25 protein-coding genes, 1 tRNA gene and 2 rRNA genes are annotated in these 26,389 nt (G+C 48.0%); 1 reads left to right on the top strand and 27 read right to left on the bottom strand.

Annotated features, from left to right (window positions below):
- Positions 1–121: 121 nt before the first annotated feature.
- The 9 genes from QJR74_RS01585 to ubiD all read right to left on the bottom strand — a co-directional run bounded on the left by QJR74_RS01585 (position 122) and on the right by ubiD (position 11,693).
- Positions 122–3,029: ribosomal RNA gene (locus tag QJR74_RS01585) — 23S ribosomal RNA — on the bottom strand.
- 191 nt (positions 3,030–3,220) lie between these two features.
- Positions 3,221–3,296 (bottom strand) — tRNA-Glu (locus QJR74_RS01580).
- Positions 3,297–3,382: 86 nt separating this feature from the next.
- Positions 3,383–4,925: ribosomal RNA gene (locus QJR74_RS01575) — 16S ribosomal RNA — on the bottom strand.
- The 16S and 23S rRNA genes sit together here with 1 tRNA gene alongside, the layout of an rRNA operon.
- 378 nt (positions 4,926–5,303) lie before the next feature.
- Entirely contained in the window at positions 5,304–5,843 is a 540-nt protein-coding gene (hemG, locus tag QJR74_RS01570; RefSeq protein WP_304372883.1) for a menaquinone-dependent protoporphyrinogen IX dehydrogenase, read from the bottom strand.
- Positions 5,844–5,852: 9 nt separating this feature from the next.
- The gene (trkH, locus tag QJR74_RS01565; protein ID WP_304372882.1) at positions 5,853–7,304 is read right to left on the bottom strand and encodes a Trk system potassium transporter TrkH; all 1,452 of its coding nucleotides are present in this window, start codon (positions 7,302–7,304) and stop codon (positions 5,853–5,855) included.
- A gap of 34 nt (positions 7,305–7,338) precedes the next feature.
- Positions 7,339–7,950, bottom strand: a complete 612-nt coding sequence (locus tag QJR74_RS01560) for an IMPACT family protein (RefSeq protein WP_304372881.1) — start codon at positions 7,948–7,950, stop codon at positions 7,339–7,341.
- Positions 7,950–9,281 (bottom strand): Xaa-Pro dipeptidase, encoded by a 1,332-nt coding sequence (gene pepQ / locus QJR74_RS01555; protein WP_304372880.1) that lies wholly within the window; start codon positions 9,279–9,281, stop codon positions 7,950–7,952. The genes QJR74_RS01560 and pepQ overlap by 1 nt, the downstream gene beginning before the upstream one ends.
- Before the next feature lie 189 nt (positions 9,282–9,470).
- On the bottom strand, positions 9,471–10,172 hold the full coding sequence (gene fre, locus QJR74_RS01550) for an NAD(P)H-flavin reductase (protein ID WP_304372879.1): 702 nt from the start codon (positions 10,170–10,172) through the stop codon (positions 9,471–9,473).
- A 45-nt stretch (positions 10,173–10,217) separates the two neighbouring features.
- Positions 10,218–11,693: a 4-hydroxy-3-polyprenylbenzoate decarboxylase gene (gene ubiD, locus QJR74_RS01545; RefSeq protein ID WP_304372878.1), complete on the bottom strand. Its 1,476-nt coding sequence runs from the start codon at positions 11,691–11,693 to the stop codon at positions 10,218–10,220.
- 181 nt (positions 11,694–11,874) lie between these two features.
- On the opposite strand from ubiD, the gene rfaH reads away from it, so the two are divergent.
- Positions 11,875–12,363, top strand: a complete 489-nt coding sequence (gene rfaH / locus QJR74_RS01540; protein WP_304372877.1) for a transcription/translation regulatory transformer protein RfaH — start codon at positions 11,875–11,877, stop codon at positions 12,361–12,363.
- On the opposite strand, the gene tatD is transcribed toward rfaH, so the two are convergent.
- From tatD to fliS, 18 genes are all read right to left on the bottom strand, one after another.
- Positions 12,364–13,152: a 3'-5' ssDNA/RNA exonuclease TatD gene (gene tatD / locus QJR74_RS01535; RefSeq protein WP_304372876.1), complete on the bottom strand. Its 789-nt coding sequence runs from the start codon at positions 13,150–13,152 to the stop codon at positions 12,364–12,366. It lies immediately after the preceding gene.
- Positions 13,153–13,236: 84 nt separating this feature from the next.
- The gene (gene tatC, locus QJR74_RS01530) at positions 13,237–13,989 is read right to left on the bottom strand and encodes a Sec-independent protein translocase subunit TatC (protein ID WP_304372875.1); all 753 of its coding nucleotides are present in this window, start codon (positions 13,987–13,989) and stop codon (positions 13,237–13,239) included.
- Complete coding sequence (tatB, locus tag QJR74_RS01525) at positions 13,989–14,534, bottom strand: Sec-independent protein translocase protein TatB (protein ID WP_304372874.1); 546 nt, start codon at positions 14,532–14,534, stop codon at positions 13,989–13,991. The genes tatC and tatB overlap by 1 nt, the downstream gene beginning before the upstream one ends.
- Positions 14,535–14,537: 3 nt before the next feature.
- Positions 14,538–14,780 (bottom strand): twin-arginine translocase subunit TatE, encoded by a 243-nt coding sequence (gene tatE, locus QJR74_RS01520; RefSeq protein ID WP_304372873.1) that lies wholly within the window; start codon positions 14,778–14,780, stop codon positions 14,538–14,540.
- Between the two features lie 85 nt (positions 14,781–14,865).
- Entirely contained in the window at positions 14,866–16,503 is a 1,638-nt protein-coding gene (ubiB, locus tag QJR74_RS01515) for a ubiquinone biosynthesis regulatory protein kinase UbiB (protein WP_304372872.1), read from the bottom strand.
- Complete coding sequence (gene ubiJ, locus QJR74_RS01510) at positions 16,500–17,105, bottom strand: ubiquinone biosynthesis protein UbiJ (RefSeq protein WP_304372871.1); 606 nt, start codon at positions 17,103–17,105, stop codon at positions 16,500–16,502. The genes ubiB and ubiJ overlap by 4 nt, the downstream gene beginning before the upstream one ends.
- Complete coding sequence (ubiE, locus tag QJR74_RS01505; RefSeq protein WP_048911243.1) at positions 17,105–17,860, bottom strand: bifunctional demethylmenaquinone methyltransferase/2-methoxy-6-polyprenyl-1,4-benzoquinol methylase UbiE; 756 nt, start codon at positions 17,858–17,860, stop codon at positions 17,105–17,107. Before ubiE ends, ubiJ begins: the two co-directional genes overlap by 1 nt.
- On the bottom strand, positions 17,850–19,334 hold the full coding sequence (gene rmuC, locus QJR74_RS01500) for a DNA recombination protein RmuC (RefSeq protein WP_304372870.1): 1,485 nt from the start codon (positions 19,332–19,334) through the stop codon (positions 17,850–17,852). Before rmuC ends, ubiE begins: the two co-directional genes overlap by 11 nt.
- 26 nt (positions 19,335–19,360) lie before the next feature.
- Positions 19,361–19,984, bottom strand: coding sequence for a LysE family translocator (locus QJR74_RS01495; protein ID WP_304372869.1), 624 nt, complete (start codon positions 19,982–19,984; stop codon positions 19,361–19,363).
- A 73-nt stretch (positions 19,985–20,057) separates the two neighbouring features.
- Complete coding sequence (gene udp / locus QJR74_RS01490; RefSeq protein ID WP_304372868.1) at positions 20,058–20,819, bottom strand: uridine phosphorylase; 762 nt, start codon at positions 20,817–20,819, stop codon at positions 20,058–20,060.
- A 107-nt stretch (positions 20,820–20,926) separates the two neighbouring features.
- Positions 20,927–21,682 carry a C40 family peptidase gene (locus QJR74_RS01485; protein ID WP_304372867.1) on the bottom strand — a complete coding sequence of 252 codons (756 nt, stop codon included), beginning with the start codon at positions 21,680–21,682 and terminating at the stop codon, positions 20,927–20,929.
- On the bottom strand, positions 21,679–22,584 hold the full coding sequence (locus QJR74_RS01480; RefSeq protein ID WP_304372866.1) for a flagellar motor protein MotB: 906 nt from the start codon (positions 22,582–22,584) through the stop codon (positions 21,679–21,681). Before QJR74_RS01480 ends, QJR74_RS01485 begins: the two co-directional genes overlap by 4 nt.
- The gene (motA, locus tag QJR74_RS01475) at positions 22,581–23,450 is read right to left on the bottom strand and encodes a flagellar motor stator protein MotA (RefSeq protein WP_304372865.1); all 870 of its coding nucleotides are present in this window, start codon (positions 23,448–23,450) and stop codon (positions 22,581–22,583) included. Before motA ends, QJR74_RS01480 begins: the two co-directional genes overlap by 4 nt.
- Positions 23,444–24,163: a FliA/WhiG family RNA polymerase sigma factor gene (locus QJR74_RS01470; protein ID WP_304372864.1), complete on the bottom strand. Its 720-nt coding sequence runs from the start codon at positions 24,161–24,163 to the stop codon at positions 23,444–23,446. Before QJR74_RS01470 ends, motA begins: the two co-directional genes overlap by 7 nt.
- 9 nt (positions 24,164–24,172) lie before the next feature.
- Positions 24,173–24,631 (bottom strand): flagellar basal body-associated FliL family protein, encoded by a 459-nt coding sequence (locus QJR74_RS01465; RefSeq protein ID WP_304372863.1) that lies wholly within the window; start codon positions 24,629–24,631, stop codon positions 24,173–24,175.
- Positions 24,632–24,640: 9 nt separating this feature from the next.
- Entirely contained in the window at positions 24,641–25,696 is a 1,056-nt protein-coding gene (locus tag QJR74_RS01460) for a flagellar hook-length control protein FliK (RefSeq protein ID WP_304372862.1), read from the bottom strand.
- A gap of 4 nt (positions 25,697–25,700) precedes the next feature.
- Positions 25,701–25,988: a hypothetical protein gene (locus QJR74_RS01455; protein WP_304372861.1), complete on the bottom strand. Its 288-nt coding sequence runs from the start codon at positions 25,986–25,988 to the stop codon at positions 25,701–25,703.
- A gap of 3 nt (positions 25,989–25,991) precedes the next feature.
- Positions 25,992–26,378: a flagellar export chaperone FliS gene (gene fliS / locus QJR74_RS01450; RefSeq protein ID WP_304372860.1), complete on the bottom strand. Its 387-nt coding sequence runs from the start codon at positions 26,376–26,378 to the stop codon at positions 25,992–25,994.
- Between the last annotated feature and the right edge of the window lie 11 nt (positions 26,379–26,389).

Raw genomic sequence — 26,389 nt, 5'->3', positions numbered from 1 at the left:
CCTTCTTATCGCTCGGTTGTCGCCTTGATTACGATAAAAATCCATCGTTTCTACAAATTCGTTTCTTAAAATCTGTCAACGCGCTGATAAATCTCTCAATCCAAAACGCCTCTGGCGTTGTAAGGTTAAGCCTCACGGGTCATTAGTACTGGTTAGCTCAATGCATCGCTGCACTTACACACCCAGCCTATCAACGTCGTAGTCTTCAACGTCCCTTCAGGACTCTCAAGGAGTCAGGGAGAACTCATCTTGGGGCAAGTTTCGTGCTTAGATGCTTTCAGCACTTATCTTTTCCGCACTTAGCTACCGGGCAATGCCATTGGCATGACAACCCGAACACCAGTGGTGCGTTCACTCCGGTCCTCTCGTACTAGGAGCAACCCCCCTCAATTCTCCAACGCCCACGGCAGATAGGGACCGAACTGTCTCACGACGTTCTAAACCCAGCTCGCGTACCACTTTAAACGGCGAACAGCCGTACCCTTGGGACCTACTTCAGCCCCAGGATGTGATGAGCCGACATCGAGGTGCCAAACACCGCCGTCGATATGAACTCTTGGGCGGTATCAGCCTGTTATCCCCGGAGTACCTTTTATCCGTTGAGCGATGGCCCTTCCATTCAGAACCACCGGATCACTAAGACCTGCTTTCGCACCTGCTCGAACTGTCACTCTCGCAGTCAAGCTAGCTTATGCCTTTGCACTAACCTCACGATGTCCGACCGTGATTAGCTAACCTTCGTGCTCCTCCGTTACTCTTTGGGAGGAGACCGCCCCAGTCAAACTACCCACCAGACACTGTCCGCAACCCGGATCACGGGTCTACGTTAGAACATCAAACATTAAAGGGTGGTATTTCAAGGTTGGCTCCATGCAGACTGGCGTCCACACTTCAAAGCCTCCCACCTATCCTACACATCAAGGCTCAATGTTCAGTGTCAAGCTATAGTAAAGGTTCACGGGGTCTTTCCGTCTTGCCGCGGGTACACTGCATCTTCACAGCGATTTCAATTTCACTGAGTCTCGGGTGGAGACAGCCTGGCCATCATTACGCCATTCGTGCAGGTCGGAACTTACCCGACAAGGAATTTCGCTACCTTAGGACCGTTATAGTTACGGCCGCCGTTTACTGGGGCTTCGATCAAGAGCTTCTCCTTACGGATAACCCCATCAATTAACCTTCCAGCACCGGGCAGGCGTCACACCGTATACGTCCACTTTCGTGTTTGCACAGTGCTGTGTTTTTAATAAACAGTTGCAGCCAGCTGGTATCTTCGACTGGCTTCAGCTCCAGGAGCAAGTCCCTTCACCTACGCGCCAGCGTGCCTTCTCCCGAAGTTACGGCACCATTTTGCCTAGTTCCTTCACCCGAGTTCTCTCAAGCGCCTTGGTATTCTCTACCTGATCACCTGTGTCGGTTTGGGGTACGATTCAATGTTACCTAGAGCTTAGAGGCTTTTCCTGGAAGCATGGCATCAATTACTTCAGTTCCGTAGAACCTCGTCATCACGTCTCAGCCTTAAGATAGTCCGGATTTACCAAAACTATCAGCCTACTCGCTTAAACCGGGACAACCGTCGCCCGGATAACCTAGCCTTCTCCGTCCCCCCTTCGCAGTAACACCAAGTACAGGAATATTAACCTGTTTCCCATCGACTACGCTTTTCAGCCTCGCCTTAGGGGTCGACTCACCCTGCCCCGATTAACGTTGGACAGGAACCCTTGATCTTCCGGCGAGCGGGTTTTTCACCCGCTTTATCGTTACTTATGTCAGCATTCGCACTTCTGATACCTCCAGCAAACCTCACAGTTCACCTTCAACGGCTTACAGAACGCTCCCCTACCCAACAACACATAGTGTCGCTGCCGCAGCTTCGGTGCATAGTTTAGCCCCGTTACATCTTCCGCGCAGGCCGACTCGACCAGTGAGCTATTACGCTTTCTTTAAATGATGGCTGCTTCTAAGCCAACATCCTGGCTGTCTGGGCCTTCCCACATCGTTTCCCACTTAACTATGACTTTGGGACCTTAGCTGGCGGTCTGGGTTGTTTCCCTCTTCACGACGGACGTTAGCACCCGCCGTGTGTCTCCCGTGATAACATTCTTCGGTATTCGTAGTTTGCATCGGGTTGGTAAGCCGGGATGGCCCCCTAGCCGAAACAGTGCTCTACCCCCGAAGATGAGTTCACGAGGCGCTACCTAAATAGCTTTCGGGGAGAACCAGCTATCTCCCGGTTTGATTGGCCTTTCACCCCCAGCCACAAGTCATCCGCTAATTTTTCAACATTAGTCGGTTCGGTCCTCCAGTTAGTGTTACCCAACCTTCAACCTGCCCATGGCTAGATCACCGGGTTTCGGGTCTATACCTTGCAACTTAACGCCCAGTTAAGACTCGGTTTCCCTGCGGCTCCCCTATTCGGTTAACCTTGCTACAAAATATAAGTCGCTGACCCATTATACAAAAGGTACGCAGTCACACGCTCAAGGCGTGCTCCCACTGCTTGTACGTACACGGTTTCAGGTTCTATTTCACTCCCCTCGCCGGGGTTCTTTTCGCCTTTCCCTCACGGTACTGGTTCACTATCGGTCAGTCAGGAGTATTTAGCCTTGGAGGATGGTCCCCCCATATTCAGACAGGATACCACGTGTCCCGCCCTACTCTTCGAGCTCACAATCAGTGCATTTTCATGTACGGGGCTATCACCCTGTATCGCCGGACTTTCCAGACCGTTCCATTAACACACTGACTGATGCAGACTCTGGGCTCCTCCCCGTTCGCTCGCCGCTACTAGGGGAATCTCGGTTGATTTCTTTTCCTCGAGGTACTTAGATGTTTCAGTTCCCTCGGTTCGCCTCGTTAACCTATGTATTCAGTTAACGATAGTGTGTCGAAACACACTGGGTTTCCCCATTCGGATATCGTCGGCTATAACGGTTCATATCACCTTACCGACGCTTTTCGCAGATTAGCACGTCCTTCATCGCCTCTGACTGCCAGGGCATCCACCGTGTACGCTTATTCGCTTAACCTCACAACCCACAGACGTCTTAGACGTTGTAGACTGTAAAAGTCTTTGAGAGACTCCGAATAATTATTCATTATTCAGTGTTTTCAATTTATCAGCTTGTTTCCAGATTTTTAAAGAGCAATATCTTAAAGACGACTCGTAAGTCAGCTTTAAGATAATAGTGTCGGCGACTTTCACTCACAGACCAGCAAGTGGCGTCCCCTAGGGGATTCGAACCCCTGTTACCGCCGTGAAAGGGCGGTGTCCTGGGCCTCTAGACGAAGGGGACATAAGTCTGCTTCGCAAGACGCCTTGCTTCTTTACATTTTTATCAGACAATCTGTGTGAGCACTTCGCAGCAATGTATCTTACAGGTAAGGAGGTGATCCAACCGCAGGTTCCCCTACGGTTACCTTGTTACGACTTCACCCCAGTCATGAATCACAAAGTGGTAAACGCCCTCCCGAAGGTTAAGCTATCTACTTCTTTTGCAACCCACTCCCATGGTGTGACGGGCGGTGTGTACAAGGCCCGGGAACGTATTCACCGTAACATTCTGATTTACGATTACTAGCGATTCCGACTTCATGGAGTCGAGTTGCAGACTCCAATCCGGACTACGACGCACTTTATGAGGTCCGCTTGCTCTCGCGAGGTCGCTTCTCTTTGTATGCGCCATTGTAGCACGTGTGTAGCCCTACTCGTAAGGGCCATGATGACTTGACGTCATCCCCACCTTCCTCCGGTTTATCACCGGCAGTCTCCTTTGAGTTCCCACCATTACGTGCTGGCAACAAAGGATAAGGGTTGCGCTCGTTGCGGGACTTAACCCAACATTTCACAACACGAGCTGACGACAGCCATGCAGCACCTGTCTCAGAGTTCCCGAAGGCACTAAAGCATCTCTGCTAAATTCTCTGGATGTCAAGAGTAGGTAAGGTTCTTCGCGTTGCATCGAATTAAACCACATGCTCCACCGCTTGTGCGGGCCCCCGTCAATTCATTTGAGTTTTAACCTTGCGGCCGTACTCCCCAGGCGGTCGACTTAACGCGTTAGCTCCGGAAGCCACTCCTCAAGGGAACAGCCTCCAAGTCGACATCGTTTACGGCGTGGACTACCAGGGTATCTAATCCTGTTTGCTCCCCACGCTTTCGCACCTGAGCGTCAGTCTTTGTCCAGGGGGCCGCCTTCGCCACCGGTATTCCTCCAGATCTCTACGCATTTCACCGCTACACCTGGAATTCTACCCCCCTCTACAAGACTCAAGCTTGCCAGTTTCAAATGCAGTTCCCAGGTTGAGCCCGGGGATTTCACATCTGACTTAACAAACCGCCTGCGTGCGCTTTACGCCCAGTAATTCCGATTAACGCTTGCACCCTCCGTATTACCGCGGCTGCTGGCACGGAGTTAGCCGGTGCTTCTTCTGTCAGTAACGTCAATGCATGAAAGTATTAGTTTCACACCCTTCCTCCTGACTGAAAGTACTTTACAACCCGAAGGCCTTCTTCATACACGCGGCATGGCTGCATCAGGCTTGCGCCCATTGTGCAATATTCCCCACTGCTGCCTCCCGTAGGAGTCTGGACCGTGTCTCAGTTCCAGTGTGGCTGGTCATCCTCTCAGACCAGCTAGGGATCGTCGCCTAGGTAAGCCATTACCCTACCTACTAGCTAATCCCATCTGGGTTCATCCGATGGTGCGAGGCCCGAAAGTCCCCCGCTTTGGTCTTGCGACATTATGCGGTATTAGCTACCGTTTCCAGTAGTTATCCCCCTCCATCAGGCAGATCCCCAGACATTACTCACCCGTCCGCCACTCGTCAGCAAAGTAGCAAGCTACTCTCTGTTACCGTTCGACTTGCATGTGTTAGGCCTGCCGCCAGCGTTCAATCTGAGCCATGATCAAACTCTTCAATTTAAAGTTTGATGCTCAAAGAAATTATTCTGTTATTCGTAAATGAATTTTCAGTGTCACTCTTCAAGACTTGATACTACAAAGTTTTTTTGTGATATCAATCCTGCGAGTGCCCACACAGATTGTCTGATAAATTGTTAAAGAGCATTGCGAATCAACGTTTTAACTCGTTGTCGCGAGGTGGCGTATATTACTCGCTTCACCTCAGGAGTCAATCATTATTTTGATTTTTTCTCCTGGACCGAATCGCTTCAGTCCCTGTCACCGCGCTGCGTATCTCGCTTTGCCGTGTCAGTGGATGCGCATTATAGGGAGTTCCGCTCAGAGCGCAAGGGATTATTTAAAAAAATTTCTCGTTCGTTTCTTTTCTAACCTAACCACTCAATTTGCCACCGATTTGCTCTTTTTCTCAGCAATTTTTAGGGCAAATTCTCGAACTTTCTCCCACTGCGTGTATTCAACTTCTTTAGTCTTATCGGTTTCTCCCCCGGTCATCTTCATAATTAATCCGATCATAAAGCGATCGAACCATCGATAACGGGGATAACGTAATGCGCCAGCAAAAACCGCGACCTCATCAGGTACCCAGGCCGACCCGCTCAAAAACTTATGTGTGTAGACATTCGTCTGTGGGGACGACTTGTCAGGTTTACGCGCCGTAAGGTTTACCGAATAGAACGCACTATAGCGCTGCCCTAATTCCTCGAGGTGAGCGTCGACAAATTCTGCCAGCTGTGGCGCAAAGCGCCCGTAGCGAATCGATGCACCAATGATCACTTTATCGTATAGCGACCAATCAATATTAGGTAATGCCGTTAAATCATAAAGATCGACCTGTTGCGGGACCATATCCAGTTGAATAGCTTGCGCAATTTTATGCGTTTGGCCATCACGTGTGGAATAAAGAAGAAGAGTTTTCATTGATACACCTTATTGACGCCAGAAGGTTGGCGTGAAAAGAACTAATAGCGTAAAAACTTCTAAACGCCCAAAAAGCATAGTTGAAATAAGTATCCACTTCGCAGTGTCATTCATCGATGCAAAGTTATCTGCTACCACGCCAAGACCTGGACCCAAGTTATTGAGCGTAGCAGCGACCGCGGCAAATGCTGAAAAGTTATCCACGCCCGTTGCGATGATCGCCATCATGCTCACTAAAAAGACCAAAGCATAAGCCGAGAAGAATCCCCATACCGCTTCAATAATTCGCTCAGGTAAAGGGCGATCCCCCAGTTTGATAGTGTAGACGGCGTTAGGATGCACTAAACGCTTTAACTCACGGTTACCTTGTTTGAAGAGTAAAAGGATACGGATAACCTTAAGCCCACCCCCTGTCGAACCGGCACATCCGCCGATAAACGCGGTACATAATAGTAATACAGGCAAGAACAATGGCCAGTGCGCGATACTATCCGTAGTGAATCCAGCTGTCGTTGCCATCGAGACGACTTGAAAAAAGGCTTGATCAAGGGTGGCCCAAAATCCGTGATAGACGTTATGCGTCATTAAAATTAGGGTAGCCACCACAACTAAACTCAACTGTACACCAATAAAGACGCGAAACTCAGGGTCACGCCAATAGACTTTAAGGCTTCTTCCAGAAAGCAGGGAAAAATGGAGGCCATAATTACAGCCAGAGATTAATAGGAAAATTGCAATAATACTGTTGATTAATGGGCTATTGAAATAACCGACACTTGAGTCATGTGTTGAAAAGCCGCCGATGGAAATCGTCGAGAAGCTATGGCCAATCGCATCAAATAAAGGCATCCCGGCGAACCATAAGGCTAGTGCGCAGGCTATAGTGAGTAAAACATAAATTAACCATAACGTTTTAGCTGTTTCTGCAATCCTCGGGCGCATCTTATTATCTTTCAAAGGACCCGGCATCTCTGCACGGTAAAGCTGCATGCCCCCTACCCCTAATATCGGTAAGATTGCTACGGCTAAAACGATAATCCCCATCCCGCCTAACCACTGCAACATTTGCCGATAAAAGAGAATTGCCTTGGGTAAGGTATCTAGACCGATAAGGGTTGTCGCACCAGTGGTAGTCAGGCCTGAAAACGATTCAAAAAAGGCATCAGTGACTGAAAGATGCGGTCGTTCAGCGAACATAAAGGGTAAGGCCCCTACGCTACCCAGTACTATCCAAAATAGTACTACAATAAAAAAACCTTCGCGGGGTTTGAGTTCACGGCGATGCTTACGGTTGGGCCACCAAAGTAGAGAGCCAAGCACTAACGCGGTGAGAAAGGTTTGGCTAAACGCCCTCCCCGCCCCATCTCGGTAGATCAACGCCACTAGCCCCGGCAACATCATGGTGCCAGAGAAGATAATAATTAAAAGACCTACAATACGGGTAAGGGCTCGGAATTGCATGCTGCCTGTCCTATTCGACCTGATTCAGGATTATTTATTGCTGCTGTAAGTGTAATTCACCACGACTAAATTGACTCAGTGCCTCATTACACTCTGCTAGAAGGGCTTCTGGCAGGGCAATATTAACTGTGACGTGTTCGGTGAAATGTGTATCGCGTAGTTCACCTTGGTAACGCTGCACAATACGTTCGATCTCTGTTAACTGGCTATACTGGCACTGTAGCCGGTAGACTTTCTTGGGAATTTTAATGTGTCGCTCAACTTGCTGAAGAGCTTGCTGTACCCCGCCGCCATAGGCTTTCACTAATCCCCCCGTTCCGAGCATGATTCCACCGTAGTAGCGCACCACGACGGCGGTAACTTCACCCAGTCCACTCCCCATTAATTGCGCTAACATTGGTTTACCTGCTGTGCCCGAAGGCTCGCCATCATCCGAGAAGCCCAATTGTTGCGAGTCATTAGGGGCTCCTGCAACAAAGGCCCAGCAATGATGGCGAGCCGCAGGGTGATGTTCTTTGATCATTTGAACAACACTTTTTGCTGCGTCTACGCCAACGGTGTGCACAATGTAGGTGATGAAACGACTTTTCTTTATCGTCTCTTCTACTATTGTTTCTGCCTGAACAGGAATCGGATAGCTTTGCATTAAGGTAGCTGTAAATCACGCGTCATATTTTCGACTCGCTCAGGCCACATAATCACATTATCTTCAATACGGATCCCGCCATAGCCTTTCAATTCATCTATTACATTCCAATTGAAGTGTCGACTGTAAGCACTGTTACGCCAAGGTGCGAGCAGTGACTCAATAAAATACAGACCAGGTTCAATCGTTAATACCATACGGGGTTCGATCACACGTGTACAACGTAACCATGGGTATTCCGCTGGGGCGGCAAGATGAGTCCCTTGATCGTCTTGCATAAAACCGGCCACATCGTGAACTTGTAATCCGAGTGAGTGACCTATGCCATGCGGCATAAAGGTAGAAGTGATATTTTCACTCACTAGAATTTCTTCGCTCAGACCTTTCATAATACCGGCTTCGCAGAGAATAGAGGCAATACGCTGATTCATTTGCAAGTGATAATCGCTGTAACGCTGCCCCACTTTTAACGTATCAATGAGTGCCAGTTCATGTTGATTCACTGCAGACACAAGCTCGGCATATAAGGTTGTTGGCGATGCTGCATAGGAGCGCGTTAAATCCGCTGCATAACCGTTGAACTCACTCCCCGCATCTAAGAGAAAACTGCGGGGTGATGTTGGTCGCTGATGATCGAGATGCGTGTAGTGTAAGACAGAAGCATGTTCATTGATCGCCACAATGTTTCCATAAGGCACATTGGTATCACGTTGTCCTGTCGCCGCAAGATAGACATTATTGATTTCAAATTCGCTCGCGCCAGAGAAGAAACTTTCACGTGCAGCCAGATGTCCTTTAACCGCAGTTTGCTGTGCTTCACGCATGCAATACAGCTCATAATCAGTTTTAAAACTGCGATAATAATGAAGATAGTCAATGATCGGTTGCGGGTTATGCTGCGAGGCAGGAATACCAAGCTCAGTTGCGCGATGCGTCGCCGAACCAAGGTAAGCAACATTACTGCGATCAGCCGGTAATAACCTCGCAATATCATTGGCCTGCTTTACTGCCACAATCGTAAATTCTTGGCTCCAGTAAGTGTCAGGCAATGGATCGACTTTGTGCCAATAGTCTGTTGGAGAATAGAAATAGAGTGTTGGCCGCGTCTTACCATCAATCCATAACCAACAATTAGCGGTTTCAGTGATCGGCAACCAGGCTTTGAACAAGGGATTCACTTTAAAGGGGTAAGCATGATCATCTTGGAAAGCAGTGATCAGTTCTCCAGAATGAATTAATAGTGCATCGCGCTGTGACCGCGCCAGAATAATGCGTGCGTGAGCGATCAAACTTTCAAGATGAGCACGGTAGAGTGCGGGTAACGAATTCATTCTGCCTTCTCCAAAGGGTTCAAAATCAGCGCATATGGTAGCACAGCTTTTTACTAGAATGCGCACTGGGTCCTTAGCGACAAGAGGTAAAGGGTATTCATGATATTAAGGCTAGCTAACCAATAAAAAAGACCGATAACGATGAGTTGATCGGTCTTGAACAAAGAAGTCTACAGGGATAAAAGTGGCTTATAAGAAAGCGAAAGCATCCCCATAAATATTTTCAGCTTGCGCACCTGCTTCGGTACAAAAACGCTCGCGGGCAATTTTGGCCATTTCGAAGCGACCTGCAATATAAATGTCATGTGCAGCAAGCGAGACGTGATCATTAAGTACCGCAGGGAGAACGGTTCCTGTACGTCCTTGCCACTGCGCGTCAGGCTGTTCAACCACCGGGATAATCTTAAGCGAAGGATGACGGACGGCTAGGGCTTCAAGCTCCGTTAAATCATAAAGGTGCTGAGGCTCACGCCCTCCCCAATAGAGTTCAATCTCCCGCTGTGGATTTTCCGCTAAGGCGGTTAATAAGATTGAGCGGGCATAAGAGAATCCCGTTCCCCCCGCAATCAGGATGATAGGCCGTTCACCACCTTCACGTAACCAAGCATTACCATGGGGCATATCCACTTGAATCGTTTTCTGCTGACGAATTTTATCCATCACTGCCATAGCGTAAAGATTCATGTCCGAAGCCCCGATGTGTAATTCAATAATATCTTTTTCCATCGGCGTTGAGGCAACAGAGAAGGGACGTTTATCTTGCTCGTCCATAACAACCATTAGATATTGGCCAGCGCGAAAAGTGAATTCGGTTTCAGGGACAATCCTCACCCGATAAACGGTCTCAGTGATAGTTTCTACAGAAATTACGTTACAGCTCAAAATAGTCATTCGTTACCTCTGTCAGGTACTGACAAGTTTATAGTAAGGTTGGCCTTAATTTTTCTGGAAAATTGCTAGTTCATCCCAAAGGGCATCCACGCGGGCGGTGACGTCAGGATCTTTGACGATAGGCCGTCCCCATTCCCGGTCTGTTTCACCTGGCCATTTATTGGTAGCATCCATCCCCATTTTAGAACCTAAGCCTGAAACGGGTGAAGCGAAGTCGAGATAATCGATGGGAGTATTCTCGACAAGTACCGTGTCACGTGCGGGGTCCATTCGCGTAGTGATCGCCCAAATTACGTCATTCCAATCTCGGGCATTAACGTCATCGTCACAGACTATCACGAATTTGGTATACATAAACTGACGTAAGAAAGACCACACGCCAAACATAACGCGCTTAGCATGCCCTGCATACTGTTTCTTAATCGTTACCACCGCTAAACGGTACGAACAGCCTTCCGGCGGTAAGTAAAAATCCACGATTTCCGGAAACTGTTTGATCAGTATAGGGACTAACACCTCATTTAAGGCAACGCCCAGTACGGCAGGTTCATCCGGTGGCCGTCCAGTATAGGTCGAATGATAAATAGGTTTATCGCGATGGGTAACATGCGTAACAGTGAAGACGGGGAAGTCATCCACTTCGTTGTAATATCCGGTATGGTCACCATAAGGCCCCTCCGGTGCTAAATCACCGGGTTCGATATAGCCTTCGAGCACGATTTCAGCGCTAGCTGGAACCTCCAAATCAGAGGAGAGGCATTTCACCACTTCTGTTTTGGTACCTCTTAATAACCCGGCAAAAGCATATTCGGACAAGCCATCCGGTACTGGCGTCACTGCACCAAGAATTGTCGCAGGATCGGCACCTAGGGCGACACTCACAGGGAAACGTTCTCCAGGATGTTCCTTACACCACTCCTGAAAATCGAGGGCGCCACCACGATGGGACAACCAACGCATAATTAATCTATTTTTTCCGATTACTTGTAATCGATAGATACCGAGATTTTGACGCTCTTTATGAGGCCCGCGGGTCACGACTAATCCCCATGTGATTAAGGGGGCGGCATCTTCAGGCCAACAACGCATGACTGGAATTTTATGTAAATCAACATCGTCACCTTGCTGGATATGGTCTTGGCAAGGTGCTGAACGTAGCCTTTTAGTTGGCATATTCAGAACGTTTTTGAAACGTGGAAGTTTATCAAAAAGATCACGGAATCCACGAGGGGGTTCCGGCTCCTTAAGAAAGGCCAATAGCTCGCCCACTTCGCGAAGCGCACTCACATCGTCTCTCCCCATACCTAGGGCCACTCGTCGTGGAGTACCGAAGAGGTTACATAATACCGGCATCTCATAACCTTTCGGGTTTTCGAATAATAATGCCGGGCCCCCTGCTCTTAAGGTTCGGTCAGCAATTTCAGTCATTTCAAGATTGGGATCGATCGGTAAGGTGATCCTTTTCAGTTCACCGATGGCTTCCAACTGCTGAATAAAGTCTCTTAAGTCCTGATATTTCATAACGGGTAATATCTGCGATTATGATGGGCAATACTGCCATTATATGTATGAATAGCGATAGACGCTGCGATTTATTTAGCTAAAATCCAGAATTTACTGAGATCTCTGAGGCTTATCTTATAAGTAAACTATACCAATAAATATCTCTTTGTTATCATTTACCGTTACCCTTGGAGAGATTATGGCTAGTTGGTATTTATTGTATTGTAAACGTGGGCAGATGGCTCGCGCGCAAGAACATCTCGAAAGACAGCACGTTACCTGTTTTGTCCCGATGATCGAGACAGAAAAGTTGGTTCGGGCAAAAGTGAAAAAGGTCTGTGAGCCACTTTTTCCAAACTACCTTTTTTTACAGTTTGATCCAGAGATCATTCATACCACTACAATCAGTGCCACACGTGGCGTCAGCCATTTTGTTCGCTTTGGTCGAACACTCGCTCTGGTTCCCGAGCAAGTCATCGCTAGCTTACAAGCCTGTCCTCCAGATAATCATTTCTCCCCCGCCCTGCCGCAAGCCGGCGAGAGCGTTATCATTACTGAAGGTATTTTTGAGGGGATGAGCGCTATTTACCAAGAAACCGATGGCGAAACACGCTCAATCTTATTGCTCAATCTATTAAATAAAACCGTCACGCGTAGCGTCGAGAACGACGCCTTTACCAAAAAATAGTTATAAACCGCTTAGCCCAAATAAACGACGTGCATTACTGTCGGTTTGTACTGCTAAACTTTGTGGATCCTCGCCTCGCCACGTTGCAACCTGGTGGACGATGTGGGGAAGATAACAAGGTTCATTGCGCCTAGAGGGTGGACGCGGCCGCATATCTCGCGGGAGTAGATAGGGAGCATCCGTCTCCAGTAATAATCGGTCAGCTGGGATTAAAGGCAATAGCTCTCTAACTTCCATCCCACGCCGTTCATCGCATACCCACCCAGTGATACCGACCATCATCCCCTGTGCAAGATACTCTTCGAGTTCATTTTTCGAGCCGGTGAAACAGTGCACCACGACGGCAGGAAGCTTACCTAGCCATGGTGTAAGGATCGCCATGAAACGGTCATGTGCTTCACGACAATGCAGAAAAACAGGCATGGATAATTCAGCCGCTAACTCAAGTTGAGCATTGAATGCATACTCTTGTTGCTCTGGGTTAGAGAGATTACGGTTGTAATCTAGGCCACATTCACCGATGGCAACGACTTGAGATTGGCTCGCTAGGCGACGAAGTGTTCCGGCGGTTTCTTGCGACCACTCACTAGCATGATGAGGATGAACGCCAGCAGTAGACCAACAGTAACCGGGATGTTGTGTGGCGAGAAATTGTGCTTGCTGGCTTTCCAGAGCATTTGTTCCGGTAATTAAAATCCCAGTGATGCCTGCTTGCTGAGCACGGGTGACGATTTGTTTTCTATCTTTTGCAAACTGCGTACTTGTAAGGTTAACACCAATATCAAACATCTTATTTTCCAACGCGAGGCCACTTTACGTGGCCTGGTTCAACGTTGTTCCGCAGCTAATTCCGCAGAACCTGAGAGTGGGACCTCAGGATTCGCTATCCTGTTCCTTATCCCAACGTCCTTTTCCTACATAATAACGTGAGAAGAATACGCCGACTTCAAATAGGCAGTACATCGGAATAGCGAGTAAAGTTTGAGAAAAAACGTCAGGAGGTGTTAACAGCATGCCCACAACAAACGCACCCACTAAGATATAAGGACGTTTTTTTCGTAAATCATCAGGTGTGGTTAAGCCAGTCCAGCACAGTAGAACTATTGCAATGGGAACTTCAAATGCGACACCGAAGGCTAAGAATATAGCCATGACAAAGTCGAGGTAGTTACTGATATCCGTAGCAATCTGTACGCCTTGAGGCGCAGTCTTGGCAAAAAAACCGAAGGCCAGTGGGAAAACAATAAAATAGGCAAAGGCTACTCCAACATAGAACAGTAGAGAGCTTGAGAAGAGTAACGGCATTACCAGTTTACGTTCATGGCGATACAAAGCTGGTGCGATAAATGCCCAGACTTGGTATAGGATCACTGGCACCGCCAGAAACACTGAAACGATGATAGTTAGCTTAATCGGGGTAAAAAAAGGTGAAGCAACGTCCGTTGCAATCATACTCGCCCCTACCGGCATTTGACGGATAAGTGGCGCAGCAATCAGTTGGTAAATATCGTTAGCAAAATAGATTAAAGCTAAAAAAATAACTAATACGGCAATAATACAGTTAAGCAGCCGCTTACGGAGTTCTATTAAGTGGCTGATTAGCGGTTGAGTATCTTCGACATCCATTAACTTTTATCTTCGCTTGTAGAGGAGGTTGCTTCTTTTGCGGCACCTTGAGCGGTGTCAGCGACAGGCGTTGACTTCACTGCGGCGGCCGCTTTTTCGTCTTCAGGAGTCACTAGACGTGAGCTAGTCGCGGTCGGCTGAACCGCTTGTGCCTGCGCTTGAGCCTTTGGCTGGCTGGGAGCAGGGGGTGTAGCGTTGTCTACTGAATCCGAGTGAGAGGCTAAATCTTCACTTCGCTCCGTTTCAATCGATTCGTGATAGGTTTGCTTCACTGAATCCGCGGTTTTGCGCAATTCTTCAATAGACTCTTTCAGTTCAGGGGAAAGCATTCCCTTACCGGCCTCTTCCACCTTTTTAACGCTGTCCTGTAGCTCTTGCAGCTTTAGCTCTTGAGCCAGTTCATGCTGAACGTTCGCCGCCAAGGAACGAATCGCACGGATCCAGCCGACGACCGTTTTAACTGCTACCGGAAGCCGTTCTGGGCCTAACACAACCAGCCCAATCACGAAAACCAGTAGTAACTCGCTAAATCCTATATCGAACACGGGTTATACCTGATCTTTGTCTTTGTGCTTAACATCAGAGTGCGAAACGCTTTCAGAATCAGAGAGAGATTTTGTTGAGAAATCGGCGTCCTGATCTTTTTTTGTCTCGTCGTCGCTCATTGCTTTTTTGAAGCCTTTAATGGAAGAACCTAAGTCAGACCCTAGATTACGAAGCTTTTTGGTTCCAAAAAATAGGATAACAATAACGGCAATGATGAGGAGTTTGGTAATACTGATCCCAGCCATGATGACCTCAAAATGATAATATCTTGTTAATTAAAATTAATCATACCAGATGTTCAACGCCAATACTGTGCTCTGGCATAACTCTTTACGTAGTTTTTCGCCAACCCACTAGCCAGCTGATTAAGGCGCCTGCCAGTAATCCACCAGACATCCATTTCGACTCTGGATGAACCAACATGACTGCTGTGCTACTGAGCAAACAGATCGCGCCCATTCCCCATAAGTATCGAACTTGAGTATGACGGTTATGCTGTTGGTTGAGTTGATTGGCAAGCTGATCAACGCTGTGTTTTAACAACTTGTGATGATGAAGTGTATCAAAAACAAGTTCCGGTAATTCAGGTAGACGCTCCGCCCACATAGGCGCCTTAGTTTTCACCGTACGCCACAGCGCAGGCAGTCCTACCTGATCCTTAATCCAGTCTTCGAGGAAGGGTTTTGCTGTCTTCCATAAGTCCAATTGCGGATAAAGTTGGCGACCAATACCTTCGATATAAAGTAAGGTTTTCTGCAACAACACAAGCTGTGGCTGAACTTCCATATTGAAGCGACGTGCGGTATTGAAGAGATTGAGCAGTACATGACCAAAAGAGATTTCAGCCAAGGGCTTTTCAAAAATCGGTTCGCACACTGTCCTAATGGAAAACTCAAAATCTTCGACATTGGTATCGGGAGGAACCCATCCAGAATCCACGTGTAATTCAGCGACGCGTCGATAATCACGATTAAAAAAGGCGATAAAGTTTTCTGCGAGATAGCGCTTATCGTTTTTATTTAACGAGCCAACAATTCCACAGTCGATGGCGATATATTGAGGGTCATCAGGATGGTCATGACTAACAAAAATATTGCCTGGGTGCATATCCGCATGGAAAAAACTGTCGCGAAAGACTTGGGTAAAGAAGACCTGCACGCCACGCTCAGCAAGGAGCTGCATATTAATGCCTCGCTCTACCAGTGTTTGCGTGTCAGAGATCGGGATACCGTAGATACGCTCCATCACTAACATCGTTTCACTGCCATAGTCGGAGTAAACCTCCGGCACATACAGCAGATTGTTACCTTCAAAATTACGGCGTAGCTGAATGGCGTTTGCACCTTCGCGAAGAAGATTCAGCTCATCGATCAGCGTTTTCTCGTAATCTTTGACCACTTCAATCGGGCGAAGACGACGACCGTCCGGTAAAATCCTCGGTAACCAACTCGCTAGCCGATAAATGAGTCGCATATCGGCTTTAATCACTGGCAGGATATCGGGCCGGATCACCTTGATCACAACATGCTTTTGGTTCTCTTTGAGAATTGCCGTATGAACCTGTGCAATCGATGCCGACGCTAGCGGATTGATATCAAAATCATCGAAGTAGGTTTCCACTGGGCCACCTAAGGATTTTTCAATCTGTGCTTTCGCGCGAACGCCGTCGAAAGGGGGAACGCGATCTTGCAGCGACGCTAATTGATCAGCAATTTCAGGAGGAAAGAGATCGCGGCGAGTCGATAGCATTTGTCCCAGTTTGATCCAGACAGGACCCAACTGCTCCAAGGCAAGACGTAAACGTAATCCGATCGCTTTATCTTGATGTCTGTTAGGTATCCAGAAAACGCCCCTGCGCCAAAGCCTAAGTGGTAAGGCTAAACGTGTTCGAGGAATTAACTCATCTAATCCATAAGTTAAAAAAATGCGGATAATAAAATAGAGCCTACGCAACTCGCCAAACGTCATAGCGTCTCCAATTTCGATAAACGTTCTTCTAACGCATCACATTGTCGTGCGACAGCCTGCGCTTCTTCACAAAACCAGGCTTGTTCAAGTGCCCCAGGCACGACGCGCCACTCTTCAATCAGCGTATCACTGACTTGTGACTGGCGTCGAAGGAAGGTTCGCTGGACAAAAGTGGCGATATTCTTACCCTTTTGGGTCACTGATTGTGCCAATAAGTCTCCGACCCAGGGTGCAAGGTACTCTGCGGGATCGAATTCGGCTAAATCTATCAGGGTCGAAAAAAGCTGTATAACTTGCAGATCACCTTCTACTTCAACTTGGCTCGACTTAATCAACGATGTTAGATTTTTGCGGTCTTGTAATTGAGGCAATACCCTGATGCTCAGCGTGACAGTACAATCACTGTCTGGCGTCGCGGTACTCAATACATCGATCTGTTGATCGCTAAAATAGAGGACTAGCGGTTGCCCTAGCTCGCGAATATTGAGGGTAAGTATTTTCCCTTTTAAGCGCTGCCGAGTGCTTTTCGCCCCACGATCCTGCCAGAGCGTCCGATTAAGCCCTTGCTCAAGTAGCGCCGTGATCATTGGCATGGTTGGCATTAAAATTTATACCCGCGATGCAGTGCCACGATCCCGCCAGTGAGATTGTAATAGGTACTGTTTTCAAACCCGACATCTTCCATCATCTGTTTTAACGTCTCTTGATCTGGATGCATACGAATTGATTCGGCAAGATAGCGATAACTTTCGGCATCATTCGCCACCAACTGCCCAATACGCGGCAGGATATGGAAGGAGTACGCATCATAAACTTTACTAAGGGGTTCAAGTAACGGTTTAGAGAACTCGAGCACTAATAGGCGCCCGCCCGGCTTTAAGACCCGGAACATTGAAGCAAGCGCTTTATCTTTATCTGTTACGTTACGCAGGCCAAAAGAGATGGTAATACAGTCAAAATAGTTATCTGGGAAAGGTAACGCTTCGGCATTGGCTTGTACGTAGCTGACATTTCCAGCAATACCCAAATTGCGTAGTTTTTCGCGTCCCATTTTGAGCATTGAGCTATTAATATCTGCGAGAACGACTTCGCCTGTTTCTCCCACTAAGCGAGAAAATTTTGCAGTTAAATCACCGGTTCCGCCCGCCAAGTCGAGCACTCGTTGCCCACGACGAACACCACTACAATCGATAGTGAAGCGTTTCCAAACCCGGTGAATACCCATCGACATTAAGTCGTTCATCAGGTCGTATTTCGCCGCAACGGAATGGAATACATCGGCTACTTTGCCGGCCTTTTCATCTTTGGCTACGGTTTGAAAGCCAAAGTGGGTGGTGTCCTTGGAATTATCTGCCATCTGTATTTACCTGCTTAGTCAATGCGTCTGTATCAAGTGTATCAGAGTCCGGCTCATCTGACATGGCTTGTTCGGTTAATTGCTTGTCTATAGGACGTTTTACCTCAACGCCCAATTGTCTAAATGCTTCGGTTTGTGCCAGCATATTTCCCCGTCCATGGGTCAGTTTTTTCATCGCCTGATGATAACTGAATTGCGCCTTATCCAAGGTCCCACCAAGCATGGTCATATCCTCTACAAACAAGCGCATTTTGTCGTAAAGTTTTGCCGCACGTTCAGCAATTTTTTGCGCGTTTTGGCTTTGATGCTCATAACGCCACAAATTATTAATGGTCCGTAATGCCACCAGCAGCGTGGTAGGGCTCACCAGCATAATATTATGTGATAACGCCTCATTGATCAGCTCGGGTTCTCGGTCCAGCGCCAGAAGAAACGCAGGCTCAAGAGGGATAAACATCAACACATAGTCAAGGCTGCGCAATCCCGGTAAACCTTGATAATCTTTACGACCTAACCCACGGATGTGCTGGCGTACGGCCATAATATGTTCTTGAGCGGCTTGCTGACGCACTGTGTCATCCGTAGCATTGAAATAGCGTTCATAAGCGACCAAAGTCATTTTAGCATCGATCACCACATCTTTCTCTTGAGGTAATCGAACAATAATATCGGGTTGATAACGCTTTTGTTCGTTCTGGATACTGACTTGGGTCTGGTATTCATACCCCTCGCGCAGCCCCGAGGCCTCTAGCACCCGTGCTAAAACAACCTCTCCCCAATTCCCCTGAATTTTATTATCACCTTTCAAAGCATTCGTTAGGTTAAGCGCTTCCTGTGCCATTTGGCTATTTAGTTGTTGTAACTGTTTTATTTCATGCGTAAGCGTATGTCTTTCCCGAGCTTCTTGGCTAAAGCTTTCACTCACGTGACGACGAAATCCATCCAACTGATCGCGTAAAGGAGATAATAGGCCGGTTAAACTTTGACGGTTCTGCTCGTCCACTCGCCGGTGTGTCTGTTCGAAAATCCGGCTAGCGAGGTTTTCAAACTGCGTAGTGAGCCGCTTTTCACTGTCGGTTAACAGCTGATGTTTTTCTTCCATCGCGCGTTGTGACTCTTGCCAGCGGGTGGTGATTTCCCTCAACTCTGCCTCTTGTGCGCGATTAAGATCAAATTGATGGCGTAATTCTTGATTAAGCTGTTCGGTCTGCTGCTGCCAATACTCCAATTGTTGCAGTTTTTCCTGGGCAGCGGCGGCTTTCGCATGCCACTCACTTTGCCGTTGCTGTAACGCCTGCAGCTGCTGTTGCTGCGCTTGTTCACGCTGTTCGCTAAGCTGTAGGTTCTGTGAAAGATGGGCGAATTCCGCCTCCCTTACCGCCGTGCTCTGCCCTGTGCGTAAGATAGCAATTAGCCACCCCACAACAATACCGCACAATACCAAGGCCAGATAAATTACATTCTGAAAATCCAAGATCGCCCTCTTACTGTATTGGTGAATTATCGCGAACTGAACGCGAGTTTTGCAGCAAACAACACAAATACTCCTGCCGTAACGCGGTTCATCCACTGAATAATATTGGGTTGTCGTAAATAACCCGATGCTTTCGCCGCGACATTAATTAATACGGTTGACCATAAGGTCCCGATAACCACATGAATAGAAACTAATAAGAAGGTCCAGATCATTGGAGATTGCCCTACTGGGATAAATTGCGGCAAAAAGCTGACGTAGAAAATACCTATTTTGGGATTTAACACATTTCCTAAACACCCCCGCAAAAACCAATTCGTCGTTGTAGATTTAGATTGGGAGTTGGTCGAGTCGATAGCTAAGGGTTGTGGGCGAGCCAAAACAAGTTTAATGGCTAACCAGAGTAGATAAGCGGCACCGATCCACTTTAAACAATCGTAAGCAACTTGCGAGGCTGCAAGCAGTGCACCCAGCCCTAGTGCCACAATGGCCCCCCAAATATAACACCCTGTATTGATCCCTAATGCAGCCTTAAACCCATTTTTACGGCCTTCTGCAATGGAGGTTCTTAATATCAGAGCGGTATCGAGTCCAGGAGTCAAGGTTAGGAGCATTGCTGCAAAGCTAAACGTTAACAGTGTCGCTATCATTTCAATTCACCTATTACGCTAATTGATCTTATAGCAACACTATACGTTTTCTACCTAATAAAGCGAGAGGGGTTTACAGTAAGCGACGAGCGGCTTCGACGACAATCCGTACCGCCATACTTTCGGTATTTTGCATGGTACTTTCGTCCGGTATCTCTTGCTGAGTACGGTTGACAATCACACCCGCGATCATCCCTGCACGCAGCCCTTGGCTTGCGCACTGAGTAAATAGCGTAGCCGACTCCATCTCATAGTTAAGTACGCCCATCAGCTGCCATTCTTGCAAACTTCCTTGAAAAGCACTGACTACTCGACCGGAATAGGTGTCGTAGCGCTCTTGGCCGGAATAGAAGGTATCAGAAGATGCCGTAATACCGATATGGGTCGAGGCTCCTAAGGCTTTAGCCGCGTCGACTAAAGCCGTGGTACAGCTAAAGTCTGCCACTGCCGGAAACTCTATGGGTGCAAAATGTCGGCTCGCCCCATCAAGTCGTACAGCACCTGTAGTCACCAATACATCACCTACTTGAATATCCGGTTGAATAGCCCCCGTGGTGCCGATACGTAAAAACGTCCGGACCCCTAATTGTGCTAACTCTTCCACCGCAATTGAGGTAGAAGGTCCCCCGATACCTGTCGAGCAGACAATAACGGATTGCCCGTCGATTTCTGCCCGCCATGAGGTGAACTCACGATGCGAGGCGAGGGGGTGAGGGTTATCCATGAGTTCGGCAATTTTTCTAACCCTTTCTGGTGCCCCGGGAACAATGGCTAATGTCGCGCCTTGTAAATCGGCTTTTGTTAAACCAAGATGAAAAACTTCTGCTTTCGACATACGACCCTCACTTATGCTGGAAATTATTAGCGTTAATCTTATGACACCCTAACGGAAGGCCAACTATTGTGACTAGAAAAATCGATAACGTTCTCAAAATTAATATTTTATTCACTCCCTTTGCCGATAAAGCGGTCACGTATTGTCCATTCCGTTAATACGCGGCGAGCCCCCGCAAAGTGCTGTTGCCAAAAGGGTGCATCAAGTTGGCTGATACGGATGGCTAGGCCGGTACGCGGCGCTTCGATAAATTGACGATTACCTAAATAGACACCAACGTGATCGGGAGCGGATTGTCGATGAATCGTGAAAAAAAGCAGATCCCCTCGACGTAATCGTCCTAGATTAACTACACTCATCCGCTTATCGCTAAATAAGGTACTTGCGGTCCGAGGAAGCGGCCAATTGACGTGATGTCGAAAAGCAAACCAGACGAGTCCACTGCAATCAAATCCTTGATTAGGCGTCTGGCCTCCCCAACGATAAGGTAGCCCTATCTGCGCTTGTAGCGTATCGATTACCTGTTCAAGCGTCGCCAACAATCTCGGCGACCCTGTTTCCCGCAGTAACTCCTCAGGAGGCAATAACGCCCACCCCAAGCCACTTCCCCCAGGAATTATTCCTCGATTTAACAGGTAAAGAGAGTGTTGCCGCCGCTGTTTCTTCTCTTCTGCTAAAGTCGGCGCACTCGTGGTGGTCATATTCGACTGTCGATGCGTAGCCTGTTGCCATAACCGCAGTCGGTTTCGTTCACGTTGTTGCTTATCGGCAACATATTGAGGCGAGCTCGTTATCGTTGCAGCATAAACCTGCGGTGCCGCCATCATCAGCGCGAGCACTAAAAAACCTATTCCTGCTCTCACTCGTTGTTCACTGACGAGACCGGTATCGAATGTGTGGCGGGCATGGTAAAGGATTTCTCCCAGGCTGATAGCCCCTCCGCGGAGAGAATGATGAATTCTATACGCCGATTGATCGCGTTGGTCGGCTGTTGCGGGTCCAGCAGTTTCTGATCAGCCACTCCAGAAATTTGAATAATTTTATCACTCTCGATTCCGGCACGGAGTAACACCTGTCGCGCAGACTGTGCACGATTAACCGATAAACTCCAGTTATCATAAAACGGATTTTGTTGATAAGGGGTCGCATCGGTGTGACCAATAATCATCAGATGTGAGCCACTCTGTTTCAAGGCTGGCACTAGGCTCGCTAACAATTGTTGGAAATAGGTCGTCACCTTGGCACTCCCCCGCTCAAACATCATTCGGTGCTGATCATCATTCACTACAACTCGAATACCTTGAGCTAACCGTTCGATCCGCATATTACTCTGTGCTTTTTTGCCTATCATCAAGCTTTCTAATGCTTGCTGTAATCCTCTTTGCTCAGTATCGGTCAGTTCAGCATTGGCTTCTTTCGTCTGACCGCTAGGTAGCTTGGCGGTAGGTGATGACGACGCAGTGGCGTTTCCCACGGCGCTGGGCGTTACTTCTGGCGCATTGGCCGGAGCAGGATCGTGGGCAGAAAAAGAAATGGGACTGTAAGAGTGGCTATCGAAGATCGACTGATTATTTAAGGTATACATAATCGCCTTACGATCTTTTTCCGAGACCTGCCCCATAATCCACATCACCATAAAAAGAGACATCAATGCCAGCATAAAATCGGCAAACGCAACTTTCCACGCCCCGCCATGCCCGCCACTATGGGCACGACGGGAGCTACGCTTGATGATCGTTGTGTGGCCTTTCTGACGCCCACTCATGCCGCTTGTGCATCCTGACGGGTATCAACCCAGGTTTCCAACTGCGTGAAAGAGGGTTTACTTTCCACCGGTAACATTTTTCGTCCTGCATCGACAGCAAGTAGCGGCGGTTTTCCTGCCACTTGATTAACCATGATGGTGCGTAAACATTCGAACGAGGTCATTTTCTTTTTCACTAATTGCTCCATTGCGTTGGCAAGCGGATCAATCAGGCAATAACAGATAAATACCCCGAGGAACGTACCAATCAGCGCAGCTGCCACTTTCACGCCGATTACCGCAATTGTTCCATCGATCGATTGCATGGTAATAACAATCCCAAGTACCGCGGCACAGATCCCAAATCCAGGCATAGCTTCCCCCATTCGCTGTAAGGAACGTGATGCTTGCAGAAGGTTCTCCTCGACCGAATTAAGCTCTTGCTCTAATAGCCCTTCCAGCTCATGTTCATTGATTTTTCCCATCGCCATCATGCGAAAATTGTCCGCAATAAAAGTGCAGAGCTCGGGGTCGCTGGCAATAAGGGGATAGCGTTGAAAGAGTTCGCTATCAGAGGGGTTTTCGATATGGTTATCTAGGCTTCTTAGCCCACCATTTTGCACGCTATCCAATAACTCATACATCAGCATCAAGAGTTGTTGCGAATAGACCTCGTTATAGCGACTTTTACGCATAACCTCTTTTAGTTGCGCGAGGATCTGTTTAAGTACTGAGCCAGAATTAGCCAACACTAGAGTGCCAATTCCACAGCCCATGATGATCACGATCTCTCCCGGCTGCCAAAAGGCCACAAGGCGCCCTCCCGAGTGGAGATATCCCCAAATTAAACAGATAAATACAATAAGTATTCCGCCTATCTTTAACATACCGACTCACTTTGCTTTATGTGGGCGACTAACTTATCGTTTAATCGCTTATTCAATTGACAGACACGTGCTTCGCTCACTTCTAATACCAAGGCGATCTCTTTTAAATTCATTTCATGATGGTAATAGAGCGTAAGAATTAACTGTTCCCGTGGATCCAAAATCGCTATCGCCTGCGAGAGCTGTTGTTGTCTGGTATAAAATCGCTCAGGATTATCGCGATGGGTACCGAACTGCCCATCGCCCTCCTCGTCCATGACAGCATCAAGACTCTCTACACTGGCCAAATATTCGCTTTGTAGATAGTCATGATAGGTTTGTGCGTCGATCGCGAGGGCTTGTTGCAGATCGCTAAAATCGGGTTCTCGCCCCAATTTTTGGCCAATTTGTTGAATCTGATGCGACAGTTGATGGGTTTTTTGCCTAACCGTTCTGGGTCGCCAGTCGGCCTGACGCAATTCATCGAGGATAGCCCCACGAATGCGGTATTTGGCATAACCTGGAAATTCCGCATCGGGAATGCCATAGCGACGTAAAGCCGTTAATAGTCCAACTAAAGCAATTTGCTGCAAATCATTGCTATCGATGACCGCATTCGCGTGATAACTCAGCTGCCGTAAAATTTTGTTCACCAACGGCAGATACTGCTGAATATAACCGGCCTCCTGCTCTGCAGTGAGGGCATCGGTTTGCGCATAGTCATTGACTGGCATGCTATTCACTTATTGGAAAACCATTTTACTGATCATGATGTCGTCGAACGGCAGCACCTGGAAGCCAAGGTGTTTAGCCTCGTCTTGATAGCGCTTAAGCAATTGATCGTGTAATTCAGGCAGCGTACGCGATCTGACTTGATCGAATGGCTGATTATTCAACAGAGCCACCGTCGCGCTGCGTATCGCCGGCTCAAAGGCCTGAGCTTGAGTCGACTGTTCTTCGCCTCGTACCACTAACACGATATCTAACAATACATAACGTGGCCGATTCTCTTCTGCCTGTAAGGTAATGACTAAATCTTTAATTTCTATGAAACTCGCTTGAGGCGGTTTACTTTTAAACCAACTTCCCATCCCCTGCGTCTCGTTATTTTCGGTTTTATGATCGGCCATTAACCACCAACCGCCCACACCAATGATGGCGAGGAGAATAACGATTAATACTAGGAGGAGTGATTTCTTCATAGCGGACTCTTATAGCGTAATTAAAATAGAGTGATCGGTTGCCGACGTCTGAGTGTCGGTAACACTAGGGTTGTTAGCGGTAATGACCTTCGAACTTTGCGGCTGGGGCGCCTGACGACGTTGCTGATGGCCTTGTGACGACACATCGACTTCTACTTGTCCCCCTTGATTGAGCGTTAAGTTCTCTTTTAATTCATTCGCCGTTTGCTGCACCAATTGCTGAATTTCCGGTAGCTCAGCATGAATATGCAGTTGCAGTCCGCCGGCATTCATATGCAACGTAATGGTCATTGCCCCAAGTTCCGCGGGGTGCAATTGCAGCTCAACACTCTGCTGATGTTGAGAAATCTGCCAGGTTATGTGGTCACTGAGAGCGGTGACTAAGGGTTGCGCGTAACCCGTTTGATCGCGGCTTAAGGTCAGAGGCAATGTCAACACGTCCTGTCCGGCGGTTTTCGGTAAGAGGCTATGTGTGGTGAACAGCGTTCCCGAGGATGAAGCCGTTAAGATATCGGTTGGCGTTTGCTCCACGAGCATAGGGGAGGTCATCCCCTCTGCGCTAAGTAATGGGTGTGAGTTGAGGTCACTCTGGCCAGTTTCTGGACGTTCATCCGGCGGTGGAAAGAAGAAAAAGTGTGGCACAACGGTCTGGTCTACCTGCTCTGACGCAAGGGGAACCTCAGACGTCGTAGGACTATCACTTTCAACCCGTTCATCATTCACTCGTCGTTTCACTGTATTTAAGGGAAGGCCTAATACTGGACTCTCAGCAAAGGGTTGAGAGTCTGTGTGGGTCGCTAAGCCGACCTCACTCTGCCCCTGCCCGTTCGCCTCGCGGTAGGAGAATTGAGCCTGTAAATTATCCAGCAAAGGTTGTGCTTCTTCCGTACTCAGCGCGCTTTCCGTAACAGGCGCAGCCTCACTGAAAGAGAGTGAATCTGCCACGACGGGAGCTAATAAAAAAGATGCCGTTGAGGAGTCGGCTTGTGCCGACACCTCAGGTATCGACGCTACCGGAGTGTAGGACGACATCAAGGTCACTGAAGTTAGTGAAGTTAGCTCCATTCATCTACCCCGAGAAACTCTCGTTATCACCGAAACAGGCATATGCCGCCATCACTTCGCGGTCATCCAGCGTTTTTTGAATTTTCAGCCACAAGGTTTCCGCGTGACGTTGGCAGTCGGCCAAACCTACCCGGTAGAAATGCTGGAGTTGCTGACGCTGCTGATCCGTAATTCCTTCCGTTTGTAGGCTTAAGGCCAGTTGTTGGTTCGCACGGGACAAAGCATCCCAGTCCTGCAGACGGATAGCGTCTTTCATCGCGATCATTAACTGCTGCAAGCGCCGCTCATCCATATGTTATACCGCCATCTCGCGCCAACCGGCCTCAATTTCAGTTAATAAGGCTTCAACCTCCGTAATTTTATCGACGGAAAGTTGGTGGCTCGCTTCGTACAGACAACGGACAGCATAATCGTAAAGGCTGGCTAAGGATCGGGCTAAGTCCCCCCCTTGTTCAAGGTCCAGCGCGCTACTTAAGGCATTAAGGATATCGATGCAACGATTAATACTGTGCGCTTTTTGTTCATAGCGTTTCGCATGAATATGGCTTTTCGCTCTGACCAACTCATCCATGAGTCCGCTAAACATAATTAGCACCAGCTGATGAGGCGTTGCGGTCGCCACTTGGCGTTCCAAATCGGCAGAAAGATAGTCGTAGCCATCAAGGTTGTCATTACTGTACATAGTCTGTCTCG

Source organism: Tatumella ptyseos (genome assembly GCF_030552895.1).
In the GTDB taxonomy this organism is placed as follows: domain Bacteria; phylum Pseudomonadota; class Gammaproteobacteria; order Enterobacterales; family Enterobacteriaceae; genus Rosenbergiella; species Rosenbergiella ptyseos_A.
The sequence above is the reverse complement of the archived record's forward strand: the minus strand, read 5'-3'. Positions and strand labels throughout refer to the sequence as shown.